The organism is Pedobacter suwonensis, assembly GCF_007833675.1.
GTDB lineage: Bacteria > Bacteroidota > Bacteroidia > Sphingobacteriales > Sphingobacteriaceae > Pedobacter > Pedobacter suwonensis.
In genome coordinates this window covers 74,956-94,648 of record NZ_CP031708.1, presented here as the reverse complement: position 1 = coordinate 94,648, position 19,693 = coordinate 74,956, and the positions used below count along the sequence as shown (strand labels likewise).

At 38.5% G+C, this 19,693-nt stretch carries 16 protein-coding genes and 1 other RNA gene; 5 read left to right on the top strand and 12 right to left on the bottom strand.

Annotated features, from left to right (window positions below; all coding sequences use genetic code 11):
* Positions 1-19: 19 nt before the first annotated feature.
* From DV942_RS00435 to DV942_RS00425, 3 genes are all read left to right on the top strand, one after another.
* The gene (locus tag DV942_RS00435) at positions 20-1,660 is read left to right on the top strand and encodes a DUF5689 domain-containing protein (protein WP_145854337.1); all 1,641 of its coding nucleotides are present in this window, start codon (positions 20-22) and stop codon (positions 1,658-1,660) included.
* Between the two features lie 66 nt (positions 1,661-1,726).
* The gene (locus DV942_RS00430; protein ID WP_145854335.1) at positions 1,727-3,136 is read left to right on the top strand and encodes a calcineurin-like phosphoesterase C-terminal domain-containing protein; all 1,410 of its coding nucleotides are present in this window, start codon (positions 1,727-1,729) and stop codon (positions 3,134-3,136) included.
* Between the two features lie 184 nt (positions 3,137-3,320).
* On the top strand, positions 3,321-4,220 hold the full coding sequence (locus tag DV942_RS00425) for a glycerophosphodiester phosphodiesterase family protein (protein ID WP_145854334.1): 900 nt from the start codon (positions 3,321-3,323) through the stop codon (positions 4,218-4,220).
* Between the two features lie 80 nt (positions 4,221-4,300).
* Here the strand turns inward: DV942_RS00425 and bioD are convergent, their stop codons facing one another.
* The 4 genes from bioD to DV942_RS00405 all read right to left on the bottom strand — a co-directional run bounded on the left by bioD (position 4,301) and on the right by DV942_RS00405 (position 7,414).
* The gene (bioD, locus tag DV942_RS00420) at positions 4,301-4,909 is read right to left on the bottom strand and encodes a dethiobiotin synthase (protein ID WP_145854331.1); all 609 of its coding nucleotides are present in this window, start codon (positions 4,907-4,909) and stop codon (positions 4,301-4,303) included.
* Complete coding sequence (locus DV942_RS00415) at positions 4,910-6,031, bottom strand: aminotransferase class I/II-fold pyridoxal phosphate-dependent enzyme (RefSeq protein ID WP_145854329.1); 1,122 nt, start codon at positions 6,029-6,031, stop codon at positions 4,910-4,912.
* Positions 6,032-6,104: 73 nt separating this feature from the next.
* On the bottom strand, positions 6,105-6,557 hold the full coding sequence (locus tag DV942_RS00410; protein WP_145854327.1) for a hypothetical protein: 453 nt from the start codon (positions 6,555-6,557) through the stop codon (positions 6,105-6,107).
* 80 nt (positions 6,558-6,637) lie between these two features.
* The gene (locus DV942_RS00405) at positions 6,638-7,414 is read right to left on the bottom strand and encodes an XRE family transcriptional regulator (protein ID WP_145854326.1); all 777 of its coding nucleotides are present in this window, start codon (positions 7,412-7,414) and stop codon (positions 6,638-6,640) included.
* Positions 7,415-7,547: 133 nt separating this feature from the next.
* Here DV942_RS00405 and DV942_RS00400 point away from each other — a divergent pair, with 133 nt between their 5' ends.
* On the top strand, positions 7,548-7,898 hold the full coding sequence (locus DV942_RS00400; RefSeq protein WP_090496344.1) for a GIY-YIG nuclease family protein: 351 nt from the start codon (positions 7,548-7,550) through the stop codon (positions 7,896-7,898).
* Positions 7,899-8,074: 176 nt separating this feature from the next.
* Here the strand turns inward: DV942_RS00400 and DV942_RS00395 are convergent, their stop codons facing one another.
* Both DV942_RS00395 and DV942_RS00390 read right to left on the bottom strand, forming a co-directional pair.
* Positions 8,075-11,248: a peptidase MA family metallohydrolase gene (locus DV942_RS00395; RefSeq protein WP_145854324.1), complete on the bottom strand. Its 3,174-nt coding sequence runs from the start codon at positions 11,246-11,248 to the stop codon at positions 8,075-8,077.
* Between the two features lie 174 nt (positions 11,249-11,422).
* Positions 11,423-13,879 carry a transglycosylase domain-containing protein gene (locus tag DV942_RS00390; RefSeq protein WP_090978982.1) on the bottom strand — a complete coding sequence of 819 codons (2,457 nt, stop codon included), beginning with the start codon at positions 13,877-13,879 and terminating at the stop codon, positions 11,423-11,425.
* A 139-nt stretch (positions 13,880-14,018) separates the two neighbouring features.
* Between DV942_RS00390 and DV942_RS00385 the strand changes: the two genes are divergently transcribed.
* A complete protein-coding gene (locus DV942_RS00385; RefSeq protein WP_244950785.1) occupies positions 14,019-14,900 on the top strand; it encodes a polyphosphate kinase 2 family protein in 882 nt (293 codons plus the stop codon).
* Here DV942_RS00385 and rnpB read toward each other — a convergent pair.
* The 6 genes from rnpB to DV942_RS00355 all read right to left on the bottom strand — a co-directional run bounded on the left by rnpB (position 14,901) and on the right by DV942_RS00355 (position 19,424).
* An RNA gene (gene rnpB, locus DV942_RS00380) (RNase P RNA component class A) lies at positions 14,901-15,300 on the bottom strand.
* Positions 15,301-15,339: 39 nt separating this feature from the next.
* A complete protein-coding gene (locus tag DV942_RS24115) occupies positions 15,340-15,441 on the bottom strand; it encodes a DUF3368 domain-containing protein (protein WP_403001951.1) in 102 nt (33 codons plus the stop codon).
* A 376-nt stretch (positions 15,442-15,817) separates the two neighbouring features.
* Positions 15,818-15,997, bottom strand: coding sequence for a UPF0175 family protein (locus tag DV942_RS00370; protein WP_208864304.1), 180 nt, complete (start codon positions 15,995-15,997; stop codon positions 15,818-15,820).
* A gap of 21 nt (positions 15,998-16,018) precedes the next feature.
* Positions 16,019-16,441, bottom strand: a complete 423-nt coding sequence (locus tag DV942_RS00365; RefSeq protein WP_145854322.1) for a c-type cytochrome — start codon at positions 16,439-16,441, stop codon at positions 16,019-16,021.
* A 53-nt stretch (positions 16,442-16,494) separates the two neighbouring features.
* Positions 16,495-17,145, bottom strand: a complete 651-nt coding sequence (locus tag DV942_RS00360) for an SCO family protein (protein ID WP_145854320.1) — start codon at positions 17,143-17,145, stop codon at positions 16,495-16,497.
* A gap of 542 nt (positions 17,146-17,687) precedes the next feature.
* Positions 17,688-19,424: a phospho-sugar mutase gene (locus tag DV942_RS00355; protein WP_145854318.1), complete on the bottom strand. Its 1,737-nt coding sequence runs from the start codon at positions 19,422-19,424 to the stop codon at positions 17,688-17,690.
* Positions 19,425-19,693 lie beyond the last annotated feature (269 nt).

Here is a 19,693-nt window from a genome sequence, read left to right as displayed (position 1 = left end):
ACAATTAAAAATGATTAAAATGAAAAAGATAATATTCTATAGCTTAACTTTTCTGTCACTGGCCTTAACATGGTCTGGATGTAAAAAATCAAATTATCCTGGTGGTGTTATCGGTGATTATGTACCACTATATGATTTAAGGAACCTTTATAAAGGATCAGATGTTACGCTTACCAATGAGAACATGTTTGGATCGAGCAGCATAACCGGCGTAGTGATATCAGACCATTCGGGTAAAAACCTGCCTGAAGGCTTACTTATTATACAGGACAGGCGACGTTTAGGCTTAATTAGAGGTATCTCTGTTGCCATCGGTGCTGATGCCTCGAAATATGTTCCGGGCGACTCTGTTGGGATAAGAATTGAAGGCGGAGTTTTAAAAAGGGTAGATGGGATTTTGCAGGTGACGGGTGTTCCGGCCAGTGCGGTTACCAAAATCGCATCCAATGTGCCGATTCCACCCAACCGGGTAGGAAGTAGTTTTATCCTGGCCAAACCTAACGATTACGAAAGTACCCTGGTTGCGATTGTAAAAGCTGGATTTGAGCCTGGCGCCGGCCCTAATGATACTTATGCGGGTGATAAAACCATCAACGACGGTTTTGATAATTTTACCCTGCACACGGAGGCAACGGCCACTTTTGCCAACACGGGCGGACTTAATTTCAACGGAAATTATTACGGAATCATTTTTAACACCGTTACCGCAAACGGAACGTTAAAACCGCACCATAGAATGCGTACCATCAAAGATGCGGTTGCTTTAAGTTCTACACCAGATATTGCTTCGGCTATTATAACAGGTTATATGGCTGATGCTGAAGGCGGTGATGGAAATTATGAATACATGCAATTTATGGCCACCAGGGATATTGATTTTTCGGTGACTCCTTTTTGCATAGTAGTAACAAACAACGCAGGTGCATCATCGCCAACAGGCGTGTTCCCGATAAAAGGGTGGGCAACCGGTGCTGACGCATTGAAAAACCCGACAGGATTAGTAGCGAGAACCTATAAATTTGATTTAACTTCTGGTAAAGCAGCAAAAGGCACATTCTTTTATGTAGGCGGGTCTTCTAAAATGATCAATGGATCAAAATCAAAATCAATTGCATCCGCCAATTGGATCAAGGCTAAAAATTATACTTTAGCCACTCCTGCTGAAGCACCTGCAGGTAATGGAGATGGTTTTGGTTTATATACATCTGGGTTATTTGCCAACTCGGGAAATGCCTCAGGCTTTGCCATTTTTGAAGGTACAACGGTTAACGTGAATACGGCACCAATAGATGTGATTTTTATAGGTAGTGGCGGCAGTTTGTACAATGCGCCTTCGGCAGGCTACAAAATTGCCAATACCGACTTTTACGATAAGATCAATCCGATTACACTTGCCCCTCAACCATATTACAGAAGCGGTGAAAATACGTTGTGCTTCAATTATCAGCTCCCTGCCGATCAAGGTTTCTGGAATAAACTTGGTGGTATTTACAACCCATCATTGGGTAAATGGGTCAAAGCCAGAAGCCAATCGGATATTGACCTTAATACTTCATCAACCCTCGAAGATATTGAAGGCACATCTTTGGTGAGAATTATAAATGCGGTAACCGGAGAATATATTCGCACAGACACCATTCCGCCAACCAGATTGAAATAAACTATCCTAACCACAAAGAAAGCCCTGGGTTTTCTTTGTGGCTTGTAATCCCAATTTTACGTCAACATGAACAGAAGATCATTTATACAAAAATCAACTTTATTAACCTCCACTTTATTTGTTAGCTTAAAATCCTTTCCCTCATCGTTATTCGCTGTTGATGGCCTGGTAAGCGGTACTGTAACCAGTAAAGGTAAAGCCGTGGCCGGCGTTGTCATTTCTGACGGCTATAGCGTAGTACAAACTGACAAAAGTGGTAATTACGAACTAAAACTTCACGAACTGGCCCGTTTTGTATGGATCAGTACACCATCAGGTTATGAATTTAAGACCGAAAGCAGCATTGCCCGCCATTATTATAAGCCGGATACGGCAGGTAAACTAAACTTCGATCTCAAACCACTAAAACAGAATGATAACAAACACAATTTTATCATTTGGGCCGATCCACAGGTAAAAACCAAAAAAGATGTGCAACAAATGATGGAAACTTCGGTGCCAGATACGCGTGAGGTAGTAAAAGGAATGGGAAAAACACCTGTTCATGGCATTGGTGTAGGTGACCTGGTATGGGACAACTTAGCGCTTTTTCCAGCGTATGATGAGGCAATTGCGCAGATTGGTATTCCGTTTTTTCAATGCCTGGGTAACCATGATATGGATTACCGCATGGGGGATGATGATACTTCAGACCGTACATTTCAGGCGCATTACGGGCCAACCTATTACTCTTTTAATAGGGGAAAGGCCCACTATGTAATTTTAGATGACGTGCGTTACCTTGGTGTAGAGCGGACTTATGATGGTTACATTACCCCAACCCAATTAGCATGGCTGGCTAAAGATTTACAGTTTGTTCCGAAAGATGCTCTCCTTATTGTTTGCCTACATATTCCGGTACATAACTCGGTAAAAAACAACGATGATTTTTATGCTGTTTTAAAAGATTTCAAAAATGTGCATATCATGTCAGGCCATACACACTTTAATAAAAATGTAATTAAAAACGGCATTTATGAACATAACCATGGTACAGTATGTGGTGGCTGGTGGACAGGTCCCATTTGTGGCGACGGGACACCGCGTGGTTATGGTGTTTATGAGGTAGATGGAACGGCGTTGAAATGGTATTATAAGTCAACCGGTGAAGACCGTAAAAAACAGTTGAGTATCTACGTAGATACGCTTACCAATCAAAAAAGACTAATCGCAAATGTTTGGAATTATGATCCTGAATGGAAAGTAGAATACTTTTTAGACGGAAAGGCGATGGGCGCTCTGGCCATTCAGGATGGATTCGATCCTTTATCGGTAAAATTGTACCAGGGTGATAAATTGCCAAACCCCAGACCATTTGTTGAGCCAGTGTCTACAGACCATTTGTTTTTAGCCCATTTTAGCCCATCGGTTAAAAAGGTAAAAGTAGTGGCCACGGATCGTTTTGGAGAAAAATTTGAAGCCGAAGCTGATGCTTAGTCGTCATGCCAGCCATCCGGAAAGCGGTACCGACAATTAGTCCTCTTTAAATTAGAATCTTTTTTTAATCAATCCCGTCAGATGATAACATCTGACGCCACTAAAAATTAATTATCGTGCTGTTGGATGTTGCCATCCGACAGCTAATTAAGTTACTAAGACCTTTTAAAATTCCTTTTTTGATATGAACCTTAAAAAAACAGCAGTAGTTATTCTTCTGGCTTCATTGGCCATAAAATCGCAAGGCCAAGAAGTTAAATTTCCGGCATTCAGTGCCGAAGCACACCGGGGTGGACGGGGTTTAATGCCAGAGAACAGCATTGAGGCGATGTTAAATGCAATGAAAATTGATGGCATTACCACTTTGGAAATGGATACACATATTTCCAAAGATGGTAAGGTGGTGGTTACACATGATGATTACCTGAGCCCGGCTTTTATGCTTACACCTGATGGAAAAGATATTCCGGAAACAGATGCCAGAAAATACTGCATTTTTGGAATGGATTATGCCGACATTAAACAGTTTGACCTGGGCACTAAATATTTTGCGCAATTCCCGCAACAGCAGAAAATAAAGACACATTTACCTTTACTTTCTGATTTGATTGACGCCGTACAAAACGATATTAAACATAACAAACGCAAACAGTTTTTCTATAACATCGAAACGAAGTGCAGCCAAGGTGGTGATGGGGTAACCAATCCTGATCCGGATAAATTTGTCAAGCTTTTGATGGATGTAATCATCAAGAAAAAGATTTCAGATTTCGTGGTAATACAATCTTTTGATAAAAGGACAATTCAGATTATCCATGATAAATACCCAAAAATTAAAACTTCTTTTTTGGTAGCCAATAAAAAAACATATGAAGAAAATATTGCCGATCTGGGATTTAAACCATTTATATTAAGTCCGCTATGGCAAATGGTAAACGAAGAACTGGTTAAAAAGGCACATGCAGATGGTGTCAAAATTATTCCATGGACGGCAAATACCCTGGCCGATATTCAGAAACTAAAGGCTTTACAGGTAGACGGAATTATTTCTGATTATCCGGATATTTTAGTGCAGGCAAAATAATTGCTTGTTGGGATTACTGATTAATAGCAGATTAAATGTTTATTGGTCGAGATCGAACAGATCTCGACCAATGCTGATCATTAAATCACTATATTTTCTCCGACTGAAGCAATATGCGCTTTATCAATCTGATCTAAGCCAGGTATGTAACCTAGCTTTTTTATTTTGGTATATTGAAGGATATATCTTTCGGTTTCTTCATTCTCAGTACCATTAAAAATGATTCCTTTAACAGGAATTTCGTATTGCCTGAGTAAATTGACCGATAGTAAGGTGTGGTTAATACTGCCCAGATAATTTTGTGAAACCAATATTACTTCTACTTCCAGTTTTTTGATCAGGTCTACAATCAGCTCCGTTTCGTTTAAAGGTACCATTAATCCGCCAGCACCCTCAATAATTAAGTTGTTGTTCGTTTCAGGAAGATTAATTTGATTAAGGTCTATTTCAATACCATCTAATCTGGCGGATAAATGTGGTGATAGGGGCTGTGTTAATCTGTAGCTTTCAGGATGTATAACGGTACGGCTATTACTCACTAAACTATTTATTGTTATGCTATCGCTGGTTTCCAAATCTCCAGACTGAATGGGTTTCCAATAATCGGCTTTTAATTTTTCAGTCAAAATAGCACTAACCAATGTTTTTCCGATACCTGTCCCAATGCCGGTAATAAAATATTTATTCATTTAATTTAATTCTTTAAGGTAATTAACCAGTAACTTAATTTCTTGGTCGGTATTATACGTATGAAGGCAGATCCGGAGCCTTTCTTTACCTGGCGCTACTGTAGGACTCAATATTGCCCTTACATCAAAGCCTTTGCTTTGTAAGCTGGCGGCGGATTTTTTGGTTGCTTCATTTGATGAAAATAAAACTCCCTGGATGGTGCTTTCGCTATCAAGTGCTTTAATATGATGTTCCTTTAATGCTTTTCTGAATACGGTAATTTTTTGATGAATTAACTGATGATCAATTTCACGCAAATATTGATATGCGCAGTTAACCGCAACGATATTATGAATGGGCGCAGCTGTAGTGTAAATAAATGATCTGGCAAAATTAATAAGATAGTGCCGAAGGTTTTTACTTCCTAAAACGACCGCTCCGTGTACCCCCAGTGCTTTACCGAATGTTACAATACGCGCAAATACACCGTCAGTTAAGTTAAAGTGATTGATTAATCCCTGACCTTTTGCGCCAAAAATACCGGTGGAGTGGGCTTCATCTACAATCAGATTAGCATCATACCGCTCACAAAGATTTGATATCGCCGGTAAAGGGGCTATATCCCCGTCCATAGAATAAACGCTTTCTACCACAACGAATATGTTTCCTTTTGCCAGTTTCAGTTTGCTTTCCAGATCGTTTATATCGTTATGATAAAATTTAAATCGTGTAGCATGGCTTAACCTACAGCCATCGATGATACTTGCATGAATCAGCTCATCTGTAATTATAGTATCGCCCCGTTGTGGTACACTGGATAACAGCCCTACATTGGCATCATACCCTGAATTAAAGATCAATCCGCTTTCGGCCTGGTGAAAATCGGCGATGAACTGCTCTGTATCTTCGGTAAACCTGGTATTTCCGCTCAATAATCTTGAACCACCGGCGCCGTTCAGGTGATGTGGCATGGAGGCGAGGGTAATATTCATGCTATCCTTTAATTCACCAGATCTGGCAAAACCCAGATAATCGTTGGAACAAAAATCAACAGGAGGGATGTTTATCGATAAATTCCTGATCGAAAGTTTATCTTTCCGTTCCTGAAGCTTACCGCTAATAAACTGTTCAACTTTACGCATCGCCCAAAAGTAAAAAAAGCGTCCCGAATAATCGAAACGCTTTCCAAAATATAATTAATTACTACTTTACTATTTACCCTTGTGCAGGAGGATTGGAAACGACAGGTTCGTTATCTCTTTTTCCTCTTGTACCCATGCTTTTTCTCATTTTCTCAACTCGTTCTTTCGCCTCTGCACGGAAAGCATCCATTTTAGTTTTCTGATCAGCAGTTAAAACAGCATCTATTTTAGATTTTTGCTCATCCATTGCTGCTTTACGTTCTTTCATCTTGCCTTTCATATCGCCTTTATCAGCAGATCTCCAGGCTTCCAATTTCTTTGCATTTTCCAACTCAATAGCGTAAATCTTACTTTTTTGATCAGCGGTCAGGTTAAGCTGTTTTTCCAATCTTGAGGTCACCTTTTCTGCTCTTTGTTCAGCCGTCATTTTAGGCATTGCCCGTCTTGCGTGTTTTGTTGTGTCTTGCGCAAATGTAGCGGTTAAACCCATTACCGCAATTGCCACTGTTAAAATTGCCTTTTTCATGTTATGTTTTTTTTATGTGTTTTTAAATCAATAGATATAAAAAATTACAAACAGTTTAATTGGCACTTGTTAAAAAAATGTTAATTCTTATTCAATTGAGAAATTGATTTCTGCATCTGCGCCATCATTTGGGTGAGTGTTTCCATCGTCGGATCTGGGGCAGGCTCGGGTAATGATGTAGATATATATGCCTTGGCTTTCCATATTTCCAGAATATCATCTGCTGCAATGGTGTAAGGGTCATATACTTTATTATCTGATATCAGTTTCAAATCCTTATTTTCCCTGAAACGGTTACCTGCTCTTTTATATACCACGCCTTCATTTTTACTGATCACAATATAGGTTTCACCGGTTTTTACTTCATTCCAGTTATCGAGGTACTCACCGATAATGATGCTTCCCGGTTGTACCGGTAACATACTATCGCCCATGATTTCAAAAGCCCTGAAAGTACCTTGTCTTAACGCAGGCAATGGAAGTTGAAATTTGGGCAAATCGCTAATGTATTGAGGATCTGAAAACCCGTTCAAATAACCTGCACTTGCTTTAACCGGAACCAATTCGATGTTTTCGCGGTCGTTCTGATCTACAGAAATGCTTAGCACCCGAAGGTTAGATCCCTGGCTTTTTGGCTTGGGTTTCCAGCTGTCAGATATTTTTTCATTAATGAATTCATCAATGGTCAGATCAAAGTATTCAGCTATTTTTTTTAGCAAATCATATTTAGGTTCAGCCCGGTCTTCCTCGTAAGCCCCGATAAGCGATCTCTTAATTTCCATAATATCAGCGAAATTTTGCTGTGTATGGCCTTTTTTCTTCCTGAGGTACTTTAAATTATTTGAAATATTTGACATAAAAATAAATTTTAAAATAAATTTGGAATTACTAAAATAGTTAGTAATTTTATGCTCATAAAGTTAGTAATATTATTTTGATTTGCAAGAAAGTATACTAAATAGTTTAGTTTTAAATTTTAAACATAAGATCATGAAAAAATTTGTTTATATCGTTACCGACAGAAACCGTACAAGTATGCACGTAGGCATGAGTTCAGATTTGATCAAAACCCTTGATTTCTACAAACAGATGCCAAACTTGTTTTTTGATAACGGTCAGCAATTAACCCGTTTGGTTTATTTTGAGGAATTTAAAACTGAAGCACAGGCTTTGGTACGCTTTAAATCAATCAGCCGCTTTACACGTATGCAAAAAGAACGTTTGGTAAGGTCCTGTAATCCGGATTGGATTGATTTAACCATTGGTCTTGATTTCGAAAATATTCTGCTACACCGCAATATCAACAATCAGGTTAAACTCTCATTTACAAGCCTCTCTTAGCCAGGTTTAAGCTTTAACGCTTGCCGATTGAATATGAATCATGATCTATAAATATAAAAATGCTTGAATGATCAGGATTGGTCCCCCTGATCGTTCAAGCTAAAATTAATATTTATAATCTAAAGGCTAACAGATGATTAACTGATTCGATTATTAAATCGACCTCCTAATTCAATTTACCAACCTGGCGCAAACGTTAAACCGAATACTCCGGTTTTAACATCTTTTCTTTGAAAAGGGATCGCGTAATAAGGTTCGAGTACAAAATAGCCAAAAACATTAACCCTTAAAGATATACCGACACTCATAGCGGGCACACGCTCTGTTGTAGCCTGATAGGTAACCGGATTTCCCTTTTCATCAACAACCGGTTTTTTATTTGCGTCCAAAACAGGTTGAGTTGTATAAGTTGGTTCACCTTTAAATTTTACCTGGGTATCATTCGTCCAGGCCAATCCTGCATCGAAGAATAAATTCAAATCTGAGAATAAAAACTTAGAAGGTATAGCTGTTAATTTTTTAGGCCCTGTAAATGGCAGTCGTACTTCGAAATTAAAAACAGCTATTTTACTTCCTGTTAACTGGTTAATATCAAAAGATTCTGAAGACTGTGCAGAAGTGCTTTTGTAAATGGAGTTTGATTCATACCCCCTGATCAGATAGGGATAACCGACATACATTGGGTAAAGCCTGTCTGCATCTTTACCAATTCTTAAGGTATTATAACTCCTTACCGCAAATGTTACCGGCTTAGCCCTCCAGTATTTACGGAGATCTGCTGTTACACCGGCGAAGTTGTAAGTGCCTAAATATTTTTCGCCGCTTACACGGTACCTGAAACCATCAAGCGGACCGGTAAGACCGAATATTGAATTATCACCTACAAATCCGGCATTTAATTGATACAGTGTAAAAGAATTAAATGGAATTCCATAATCATTAGAAGCTACATCGTTAGAAATCCGGCTCCGATCTGAACCAATGTAGTAACCGTCAGCGTTATAGTAATTGCTATATCGATCAATCCTATAGCCATAATGCGAAAATGAACCGCCTAACTCAAAACGATGTATTTTACTAAATGGATAAGCCCCAAAAACCTGAAACTGATCTTCAAAGGTCCTGATAATATCTGTCCGGTCTGCCAGTGCATTAATGGTAGTATTATCTCCTGTGGGTATGTTTTGATAGCCATAAGACCTAAAACCAGATACGTAAGGGATATGCGAAACGGCTGCCCCCCAGTTTATCCTGCTTTTCTGATTAATGTAACCAACTAATCCACCAGCATCGTAAATTTCACCATTTACAGAAATATTGGCAATAATTTGATTGGTACCCAGAATATCGCTGAACATGCCTACAATTCCGCCAGCAACGCCGGTTCCAAAACGACTGGTTGAAACACCAACACCGCTATTTGCTAAATAATCTAACCTGAATTTTGGTTTATAAGGTACCGTTTTCATGGAATCGGCAACTATTTTTTCGAAACGGTCGAAATTATTTAAATTAGAATTGATAATATTTACGCCAATGTTTTCCATTGGAGGAAGAATAGCAGCATCAAAATTTTCTTGGTGATTACCAATTCTTTTCGCTGTAAAGCTGCTTAATTTAGCATTATAAAGGGTATAACGCTGATAGCGATAATAACTATAAACAATATCATCGGTTGCCGATACCGAAATGGCAGGAGAAAATTCGGTAATCCCACTAATTCCAGTAAAATAATCGGTTAACTGATCAACCGAATGATCAGCAAAGTTGTATTTATACAAATTCCTAAACCCATCTCTATTTGATAAAAAATAGATATTTTGGCTATTTGATGAGAACTGGGCATTCAGGTTGTTAGCTCCAGGGAAAACATCTAAATTACTTACCGTTTTAGTAGCAATATCATAAACAGCAAGGTTTATAGGCAGCACGGCATTAATTGTATTGGCCTGAATGGCTGCTCTATCAGACGAAAACACCAGTTTCTTACCGTCAGGCGAGTAATTTGGGGCATAATCAGAATAAACGTCATTGGTAATCTGAGTTACTGCTTTGGTATCCAGATTATAAGAAAAGATATCACTTTGCCCTTCAACCATACCTGAAAAAGCAATATCTTTTCCATTTGGTGACCAGGTTAAATTACCAAACTGTTGTACCTGCCCCATGGCCGTTTGAGATATGGTAGATCCGTTTGAAACATCGATAATCATCATCTGGTTTTTACCATGACTGAAGATGCTAAAAGCAAATTGTTTGCTATCCGGCGACCATGCGCCAGCCGATTCTATAAAATTGAAATCATCAATATGCCCATTGGAGATCTGGCTGCTGAGTTTTCTGATAATCTTACCGGTTTTGGCATCGGCGAGAAATAAATCTATACCAAAAAGATCTTTCTCAGACATAAATGCCAAATATTTTCCATCCGGACTTAGGGCAGGGGCGACGTTCATATTGCCGGCATTTTTATTGTCGATAATTTTTGTACCGGTAATTTTAATCTGCGAACTATCTGCTTTCAACATCGGCTTATAATGTGCATCAATGGAATTTTTCCATAAACCCGATAATGTTTTATCATCATACCCGAAAGTATACCTTATGGCATTTTCATAACCATATTTTGCCGTATTCTTAAATAGCGGAACAATGGTGGTATCGCCATATTGGGAACCGATGTAAGTCCAAAATGCCTGACCATAACGGTAAGGAAAATATTTATTGGAATTGGTTAAATCTTTTAACGAAGGTATATCACGGTTCAACATGGCATCGCGCATCCACATGGAAGTAAATGCATCTTTTTTTCCGATGGATAAATACTCAGCCATCCCTTCAACCATCCATAGTGGCGTTTGTCCGACGTTTTCTAAACTGATCGAATCTTTCTCTAACAGCAAATGATATTGAAAAGCATGAACCAGCTCATGGCCTAAAACGTGTCTGGTTTGGCTATTCAACTCCATAACAGGCATAATTACACGGTTTTTTAACGCCTCGGTAACCCCACCGGTACCGATTCCAATTTCTCCGTTAAGTACCGTTGTTTGCTGGAAATCGGGATGGTTGTTATATAGAATGATAGGATTTTTCTTTAAAAAAGTATCTCTAAAAACTTCCTGGTGCATTTTGTACCAGGTTTCGGCTTCCTGCGAAAAACGTTTTAAAAGTTTATCGTTCTTGATATAATAATAGATCTCAAAATGAGGCGTTTGTAAAACTTTGAAGTCGAGTTTTTTATATCTAACCTTATTTTGTCCAAAGTATTGGGCCTTAACTGAAAAAGAAAGAATAAGCAGGAGCAACAAAGGAGAATATCGCCTAAATAAAGTAGAGCCTATTTTCATATATGTGGTTTTAGTGATGTCTGTTCAAAAAATTATGAAAATGAAATGGTAAAAAGTTCTGGAAATAAAAGTAGCAATTGTTTAAAAGAGTATTAAAAATTTAACACTTTTTTAAAATTATACTCGCTATTTTACACGTATGGTAAACTATTTTTGTTATTTCTGTCCAACAAACTATTGCTGATTAGTTTCTTCGTTTTTCTTTTTCTCCTTCTCTTCCTGACGTTGTTTTCTTCTCAGTTCACGTTCTTCTTTTCTGGTAAGTGGAACGGTAGGAGTAACGGGATTTTGAACAGGATCTGTCTTCTTTTCTTCTTTTTTAACTTCAGGTTCATTGTTTACAGGCTCAGTAGTAACCGGCAATTCGGTAGGGACGGTAAAATCAGTAGAATCAACAGCTACACTATCAGTTGATGTAGTATCCCTAACAACTCTCGGACTAGGACAATTGTAAGTACGGGTAATATCAACGGTAGCTTTTGGAAAAGGGCCATAAGTATAACCTGAATTTGGGTCGAGGTATACCTTTTCCATAAACTTGGCAAAAATAGGTAGTGCCGTTCTTGATCCTTCTCCCTGTTCACCATTTTTGAAGTGTGCGGTTCTTTCGTCGCAACCCACCCAAACCCCGGTTACCAGATCTTTGGTTAAGCCCATGTACCAGGCATCTACATAATCGGATGAGGTACCTGTTTTACCGCCAATCTGATTATTTTTTCTGAACAAGTCTGGCCATTCCCACAATGCCTGTGAGGTACCTTCAGGTTCTTCCATACCACCACGGAACATATAGGTCATTAACCAGGCGATTTCTTCTGACAGAACCCTTTTTGTTTTAGGCTTAAACTCGTCAATCAGGTTATTATCCTGATCGGTAATTTTTTCCACTAAAATGGGATCTGTTTTAATCCCCTTATTCATAAAGGTAGCATAAGCCTTTACCATTTCGTAAACGGTAACATCATTCGAACCTAAACTTACGGAAGGTACAGACTCCAAATGGCTGTCAATCCCGCATTCGTGTGCATACTTAACTACATTATCCCAACCCACCTTTTCGGTTACCTGTGCAGTAATGGTATTTACCGATTTAGCCATTGCCCAGCGCAAACTCATTTCACGGTAAGAAACACTATAATCGGCATTTTTCGGTTCCCAATATTTGGTTTCACCTTTGTCCTGATAAGCAATTTTAACCGGTTTATCGGTAAATTTATCGCAAGGACTCATCCCTTGTTCTAAAGCTGTTAAATAAGCAAATGGCTTAAAGGTAGAACCTGCCTGGCGTTTAGCCTGATTAACGTGATCGTATTTGAAGAATTTGTGATCGATACCACCAACCCAAACTTTAATTTTTCCACTTGCGGGCTCCATGGTCATCATTCCGGTATTCATGATTTTTCCGTAATAACGGATCGAATCCAGAGTAGAGAACAAAGTATCACGATCGCCTTTATAGGTAAAAACCTGCATCCTTTTCTTTTTATTGAAATAGGCCGTAACAGAATCCGGATGGTTGGGGAACTTTTTTTGCAAAAGTGCATAAATCGGCAGGTTTTTCATTGCTCTATCCGGATAATCAACTTTGTGTTTTTCCGAATCGTACCATGGATCTTCATTGCCCCAAACGCTGTAAAACCTGCGCTGCAAAATTCTCATCTGATCGGCAACAGCTTCTTCAGCATATTTCTGTAGTTTTGAATCGATAGTGGTGTAAATTTTTAGTCCATCCTCATACAGGTCGTAACCATTATCAGTACACCATTTCTCTAAATATTTTGCCACAGCTGCCCTCAGATAAGAATCGCCGTCGCTGCCATCCTGCATTTTACCTTCCTTTAATTTAACAGGCTCCTTTGATAATTGGGTCAAACTATCTTTGCTAAGGTAGTTGTACTTGTTCATTTGTGCCAACACTACATTTCTTCTTTCCAAAGCTTTTTCAGGATTTTTGGTTGGATTATATAAGGTAGTTCCTTTCAACATCCCTACAAGCATCGCTGCATCTGTAGTGGCCAGGTCTTTGGTTTCTTTATCAAAGTAAATCCTACTGGCCGTTTTTATGCCGTAAGCATTGTTACCGAAAGAAACGGTATTCAGATACATGGTAATGATATCGTTTTTAGAATAGTTGGCTTCTAATTTTACCGCCGTCATCCATTCCTTTAACTTTACAATCAAAGTTCTCACCAAAGGTATCTTAATCAATAATCCCTGCGATTTATTGTAACGCGTACGGTAGAGGTTTTTGGCCAATTGCTGGGTAATGGTACTGGCACCACCATCTTTCCCTAAGCCAGCAACTGCCCGCCCTACGGCCTGCACATCAATTCCCCAATGTTTATAAAAACGTACATCTTCAGTAGCAACCAGCGCATGTATTACACTCGGTGCAATATCATTGTAATTTACAGGCGTTCTGTTCTCTTTAAAGTATCTTCCAATTAGTTTGCCGTCTGCAGTGTAAAGTTCAGAACCCACACGTAGCGTAGGTGCTTTAATATCCCGAACACTTGGTGAATAGCCAAACAACCATAAAAAGTTTAATTGCAGAGCGGAAAAGAAAATTATTATAAAAAATAAAACTATGGCAAAATAACGTAAGTACTTGTTTTTTATCTCTTTAAACATATTGGATAAGATAATCTTAAGGTAAAAGCTGTGGCGTTAAATATAAAAAACTCTGTATGCAAATTAACGGATTTAATTTACTTATTTTTTAGTTCTATATTTAAATTATCTACGCATCGGTTTACCTGGAAATAATTTAATGATGAAAAACGAATTTAAAGGCTTAATTGTACGGGGAGATAAGAAATTTTCCTTAAAAAACCATAAAACTGATTTTACAGGCGGTTATAACAAAGAAAAAGCGAAAGATGCCCTGGTAAACTCGAAAATATCGCTGAGTCATTTACAGGAAAAATTGTATGCCTCCGCGAAACATGCGGTACTGATTATTTTCCAGGCTATGGATGCTGCCGGTAAAGATAGCGCTATTGAGCATGTAATGAGTGGGCTAAACCCACAGGGATGTCAGGTTTATAGCTTTAAAACGCCTACGCAAAAAGAATATGAGCACGATTTTTTGTGGCGACATTATAAGGCGCTGCCTGAACGTGGACGAATCGGGATCCATAACCGTTCCCACTATGAAAATGTATTGGTTTGCAAGGTGCATCCCGAATATATTTTAAACGAAAATATACCAGGCCTTAGTGATGTTAAAAAGATCAGCAAAAATTTTTGGCAACAGCGTTATAAGAGTATTAAAAATTTCGAAGAACATTTATCCGCCAATGGAACAGTTGTTTTAAAGTTTTTTTTAAATGTAAGCCGGGATGAGCAAAAAAAACGCTTTTTAGAACGTATTGATGACCCCACCAAAAACTGGAAATTTTCTTCAGGAGACATTGAAGAAAGGGCATTATGGGATCAATATATGAATGCCTACGAACGTGCAATTAACGAAACCAGCACACCGGAATCGCCCTGGCACATTATTCCTGCTGATAAAAAATGGTTCGCCAGGCTGGCAATTAGCGAAATTATTGAAGACAAATTAAAAAGCCTCGATTTGAAATTTCCTGTATTAGGTGAGGCGGAAGACGCTAGACTTGGCGAAGCCAAGCGCATTTTATTAAGTGAGTAAAAAAAATGCAGGTCTATAAGCCGGGTTCTGTCTCCTGATTGCTCAGGATTTCTATCATTTATCTACTATAAACGTTGCCGTTTATCTCTAACGACCTACCCACTAACATCGGACGGGCAGCCCTTTATCCCGACGGTAAGTCAGGATGTTAGCCTATTTGGTCTTTCAACTCCCGGGGTTTACAAACCACTGCAGTCGCCTGCAATGCTCGTGCGCTCTTACCGCACGTTTTCACCCTTATCCCGATGTAAAACCGGGACGGTATATTTTCTGTTGCACTAATCCGTGGTCCAGGTTTTCATTCCTGAACCCCTTTCCGTTAGAAAGCGGGATGCCCTGCGTTGCCCGGACTTTCCTCTCTTCCGATTTTATTCGGAACAGCGATAGAACAACCTGCATTTTGCGCAAAGATGGGTTTTTTATTACAATAGTCATAATACTATTCATTAGCGAGTGCATATATTTCATTTAGCACCTTTTGAGAAAATCTAAAATTTGTCCTTTGTATTTTTTGAAAGACAGGTTTAACTGAAGTAATCAAACCAACATTTTTTGCCTTTAAAATTATGCCTAAGGTACCCGTGTAAAGAAGCTGTAACCGTTCGGCTGCTTTTTTCCCCTTATTATCATCTAAAATGAGAAGAGAACTTTCTGATTCTGTTGCTAATGCAATAGCACTTGCTTCACCAGCCTCGAGATCCAGGGAATTTTGAAATGAAATGTTTTTTGGTGTTCTGATTTCAATCCAATCCGGCAAAGGGGAACCAAATTCCTTTGCGATTATAGTTGTGTTGACTAAGAGATTTTAAAAGATTAAGCTCTCCGATATTTTCCAATAAAATGAAACAGGTTGTATCAGCGATTACGATTTCATATTTTTCCTGCATCTTTTAACATTTCTGAAACAGAATAATTGATTAACGAACATCATAATCTGAAAGTAATTCAGAAAAGATACGTACAGATAAGTCAGCCATAGCAGCAGCTTGACCCAATGATAATTTTCCAGATTCATACAGCTTTGCTGCGATAAAATGTACCGTATCATGCTCATGCCTACCTAAGCTATCTGGAACTTGAAGAGTTATCGTTGTCACTTTAAATATACGTAATAATATTTACTTGCAATTCTCCAAATCTGTTGAAACCTGCGAGTAAGGCACAAATCCCTGCTTATTGCCAAATGAATTGGTAATGTAAACCATTACCTGCGCCACATCAATATCAGCCAGTTCTGGAAAAGCAGGCATTTTTTCCTTGTATTCTTTACCGTTAACAACTAATGATTCATTTACTCCATTTTTAATGAAACACGCTAAACGGGATTTATTTGTCTTTAAAAACACAGAATCAGTTAACGGGGGAGCGAGCTGGCCCAAACCTTCACCATTTTCACCATGGCAGTTCTGACATTTAGTTTTATAGATATCTTTTCCATTCGACATATAATTTTGCAGATCGATGGTTTCCTGATTTTGGCAGGAAACGATAATGGCAACCAGTGAGATAAAAAAGAGTGCATTGATAATGTACTTACGCATGGATGTTTATTGTAAAATCTTCATCCCTAACGGATAGGGATGAAGACTGATGATTACTTTTTATACTCTGCCAGTAAAACCGGAATATCTTTTTTCAATTGCGCTACCTGGTCTGATTTAGTACCATCATAAGCGCCGCGAATCCGTCTGTCTTTATCAATCAAAACCAGATAACCCTGGTGGATATAACCATCTTTAGCCGTACTGTCTTCGCCAACAGCAACTAAGTAGTTCTTTTCGGCCAAGGTATATACGCTATCTTTGGTGCCATAGAGAAATAACCATTTAGGACCATCAACACCTAACTTCTGAGCATATTTTTTCAGAACATGAGGCTTATCATATTTAAAATCAATCGTGTGTGATACAAACATTACATCTGGATTGGCCTTAAAATCATTGTAAACCGTCATTAAATTGCGGTGCATGGTAGGGCAGATGGTGGTGCAGGAAGTAAAAAAGAAATCGGCGACATAAACCTTTCCATCAGTAGCTTTATTTGTGGTGATCACACTATCCTGGTTCAGGAAAGACCAGGCAGGAATGGTTTGATAAACGGTGTCAATTTTCTCCACACCTGCAGCATCTTTAACGGTTTCTGCATGGCGTTCCCCATAAAATGGAAGCTTTCTTTCTTGTTTACAAGCCGAAAATATAGAAACAGCTAGCAGGGACGTAGCTAAATAAATTGTGATTTTATTCATGATCTTATTTTAAAGATGTAAATATACAAGGTATTTATTTAGATCTTTAATGTTTGGAAAAGTCCTGGGTCAGATGTCCGAAAGTAGGAAGTTTGAGCGGTCAGAACATATGCATCATATCTTTCAGCAATAGTTCTTGAACTCTTGCCTTATTCATTACCTAAAACCTCAGAAGTCCGGCGTTCAAAATTGTCGGCTTTATACCTGCTGACTAGGTCTCCTGGCTTCTGACAAATAAATTTACATCACCAAGTCCCGATATAAGAGAAGTATAAAAATTATAACGCTTACTATTGGAAACATAAGGTAAAATGGCATTGATCGAAATCCTCCGTACTAATCCGTCCCTTATAATAAGGTCTTAGCGAGACGCTAAGACCAGTAGTAGGTGATTTCCGCATGCGCGAGATCCGATTGCTATCGGATGATGATCTACCTAAAGATCATGTCAATAGTAGCTTGCCGAAGAACCTCTTGTGGATGTTTAAAAGGCGTTTCGGCAAGCTCGATGTGACAACTAGAACTATAATTAAGTATTAAAATTATGCCTGTAAATCGGCCATAACCGTTTTGATCTTCTCTTCAAGCTTTGCATTAACCGAATCAAAATCTTTTCTATCGGCTAAAGGTGCATTTACACTGCAATAGAATTTGATTTTAGGCTCTGTACCACTCGGGCGGGCTGAAACAATACTGCCATCTTCAGTAATAAACTGTAAAACATCAGAGGTAGGATAATCCAGTTTGGTTATCTTTCCCGTTGATAAATCTGTTTCCTGTCCTAATTCATAATCTTTTAATACCGATACTTTAGAACCACCCAAAGTTGCAGGCGGATTTTCTCTAAATTTAACCATCATGGCTTTGATTTCTTCAGCACCGGATTTACCTTTTTTGGTTAGCGAAACCAGGTCTTCTTTATAAAGACCATACTCTACATACATATCCAACAGGGCATTGTATAAACTAGCAACTTTATCTTTATAATACGCCGTCATTTCAGAAATGAAAGCGGCAGAAACCACAGCATCTTTATCGCGTACCAAATCACCAATCAGGTAGCCATAGCTTTCTTCACCACCACCGATAAAATACTTTTTGCCTTCAAGTTCGGTCATTAACTGTCCGATATATTTAAATCCGGTTAACGTATTATAGTAGGTTACATTTTTCTTTTTGGCAATTTCTTCGATCAGGTTAGAGGTTACAATGGTTTTTACAATAAACTGATTGCCATCCAATTTACCGCTATCCTGCCATGCAGATAACAAATAATTAATCAACAAACTGCCTGTTTGGTTACCGTTAAGCAATACCCATTCGCCATTATTGTTTTTTACGGCAATACCCACGCGGTCAGCATCAGGGTCGGTTGCCAGAACTAAATCAGCATCTATTTCTTTAGCTTTGTTCATCGCTAAAGTCAATGCATCTTTTTCTTCCGGGTTAGGATACACCACAGTTGGAAAATTACCATCAGGCGTACTTTGCTCTTCAACAATGGTTACGTTCGTAAAGCCAAACTGCGCTAAAGCTTTAGGAACCAATGTAATTCCAGTTCCATGAATAGGGGAGTATACAATTTTTAAATCCTGCTGTCTTTTAATCGCATCAGGGGAAATTGAAAGTGCTGTAATGCCATCCAGATATAACTGATCAACCTCCTCACCAATCAATTGAATGTTTGCATCAACGCGATCAAATTTTACTTCATCTATGCTTTTAATTTTATTTACTTCATCAATCACCAATTTATCATCGGGAGAAGTAAACTGACCTCCATCAGCACCGTAAGCTTTGTAACCATTATACTCTTTTGGGTTATGCGATGCCGTTAACATTACACCACTTTTGCAACCAAAATGACGTACAGCAAAAGAAAGCTCTGGCGTTGGTCTTAATCCAGAGAAGAAATATACGTATATGCCATTGGCCGAGAACACATCGGCAGTGATTTTTGCAAAGTAATCCGAATTATTGCGACTATCGTGCGCAATCGCTACTTTGATCTGTTCGTTTGGATATTTATTGTTTAGGTAGTTGGCTAATCCCTGTGTAGCCGTTCCTATGGTGTATTTGTTTATACGGTTAGAACCTGCACCCATAATACCACGTAAACCGCCAGTTCCGAACTCCAAACTTCTGTAAAATGCATCAGTTAGTTCGGTTGTTGCATTTTTATCTACAAGGGACTGGATTTCAGCCTTGGTATCTTCATCATAATTTCCATTTAACCATTGATTAATGGTGGCTTGCGTTGATTGGTCAATTGCCTGCATTGAGCTGTTTTTTTTAGTTTAATATCTCGTGATGAACAAATTTTAATGGATGAGGTTTGGTTTGAAGATATTTATTTCAATTCATCCAAATTTTATTTTGTTGAGGGTGTTGCTTTTAAGCTGCTTTTGTTTAATTTCACGCCCCGATACAATAATAAAGAAAATCCATTATTAATGTGAGGCGATTTTAACTTTTTTCATAATCGTTGCAAAATCACTAAGGTTCTCCTCGCATAATCATGGATTAGAAACAGTTTATAAATAAACGA

What these genes read in the sequence shown, in the direction of transcription:
- DV942_RS00435 (WP_145854337.1), top strand. Translation starts at nt 20, where the DNA reads ATGAAAAAGATAATATTCTATAGCTTAACTTTTCTGTCACTGGCCTTA.
- DV942_RS00430 (WP_145854335.1), top strand. Translation starts at nt 1,727, where the DNA reads ATGAACAGAAGATCATTTATACAAAAATCAACTTTATTAACCTCCACT.
- DV942_RS00425 (WP_145854334.1), top strand. Translation starts at nt 3,321, where the DNA reads ATGAACCTTAAAAAAACAGCAGTAGTTATTCTTCTGGCTTCATTGGCC.
- bioD (WP_145854331.1), bottom strand. Translation starts at nt 4,909, where the DNA reads ATGAATAAATATTTTATTACCGGCATTGGGACAGGTATCGGAAAAACA.
- DV942_RS00415 (WP_145854329.1), bottom strand. Translation starts at nt 6,031, where the DNA reads ATGCGTAAAGTTGAACAGTTTATTAGCGGTAAGCTTCAGGAACGGAAA.
- DV942_RS00410 (WP_145854327.1), bottom strand. Translation starts at nt 6,557, where the DNA reads ATGAAAAAGGCAATTTTAACAGTGGCAATTGCGGTAATGGGTTTAACC.
- DV942_RS00405 (WP_145854326.1), bottom strand. Translation starts at nt 7,414, where the DNA reads ATGTCAAATATTTCAAATAATTTAAAGTACCTCAGGAAGAAAAAAGGC.
- DV942_RS00400 (WP_090496344.1), top strand. Translation starts at nt 7,548, where the DNA reads ATGAAAAAATTTGTTTATATCGTTACCGACAGAAACCGTACAAGTATG.
- DV942_RS00395 (WP_145854324.1), bottom strand. Translation starts at nt 11,248, where the DNA reads ATGAAAATAGGCTCTACTTTATTTAGGCGATATTCTCCTTTGTTGCTC.
- DV942_RS00390 (WP_090978982.1), bottom strand. Translation starts at nt 13,879, where the DNA reads ATGTTTAAAGAGATAAAAAACAAGTACTTACGTTATTTTGCCATAGTT.
- DV942_RS00385 (WP_244950785.1), top strand. Translation starts at nt 14,019, where the DNA reads ATGATGAAAAACGAATTTAAAGGCTTAATTGTACGGGGAGATAAGAAA.
- DV942_RS00365 (WP_145854322.1), bottom strand. Translation starts at nt 16,441, where the DNA reads ATGCGTAAGTACATTATCAATGCACTCTTTTTTATCTCACTGGTTGCC.
- DV942_RS00360 (WP_145854320.1), bottom strand. Translation starts at nt 17,145, where the DNA reads ATGAATAAAATCACAATTTATTTAGCTACGTCCCTGCTAGCTGTTTCT.
- DV942_RS00355 (WP_145854318.1), bottom strand. Translation starts at nt 19,424, where the DNA reads ATGCAGGCAATTGACCAATCAACGCAAGCCACCATTAATCAATGGTTA.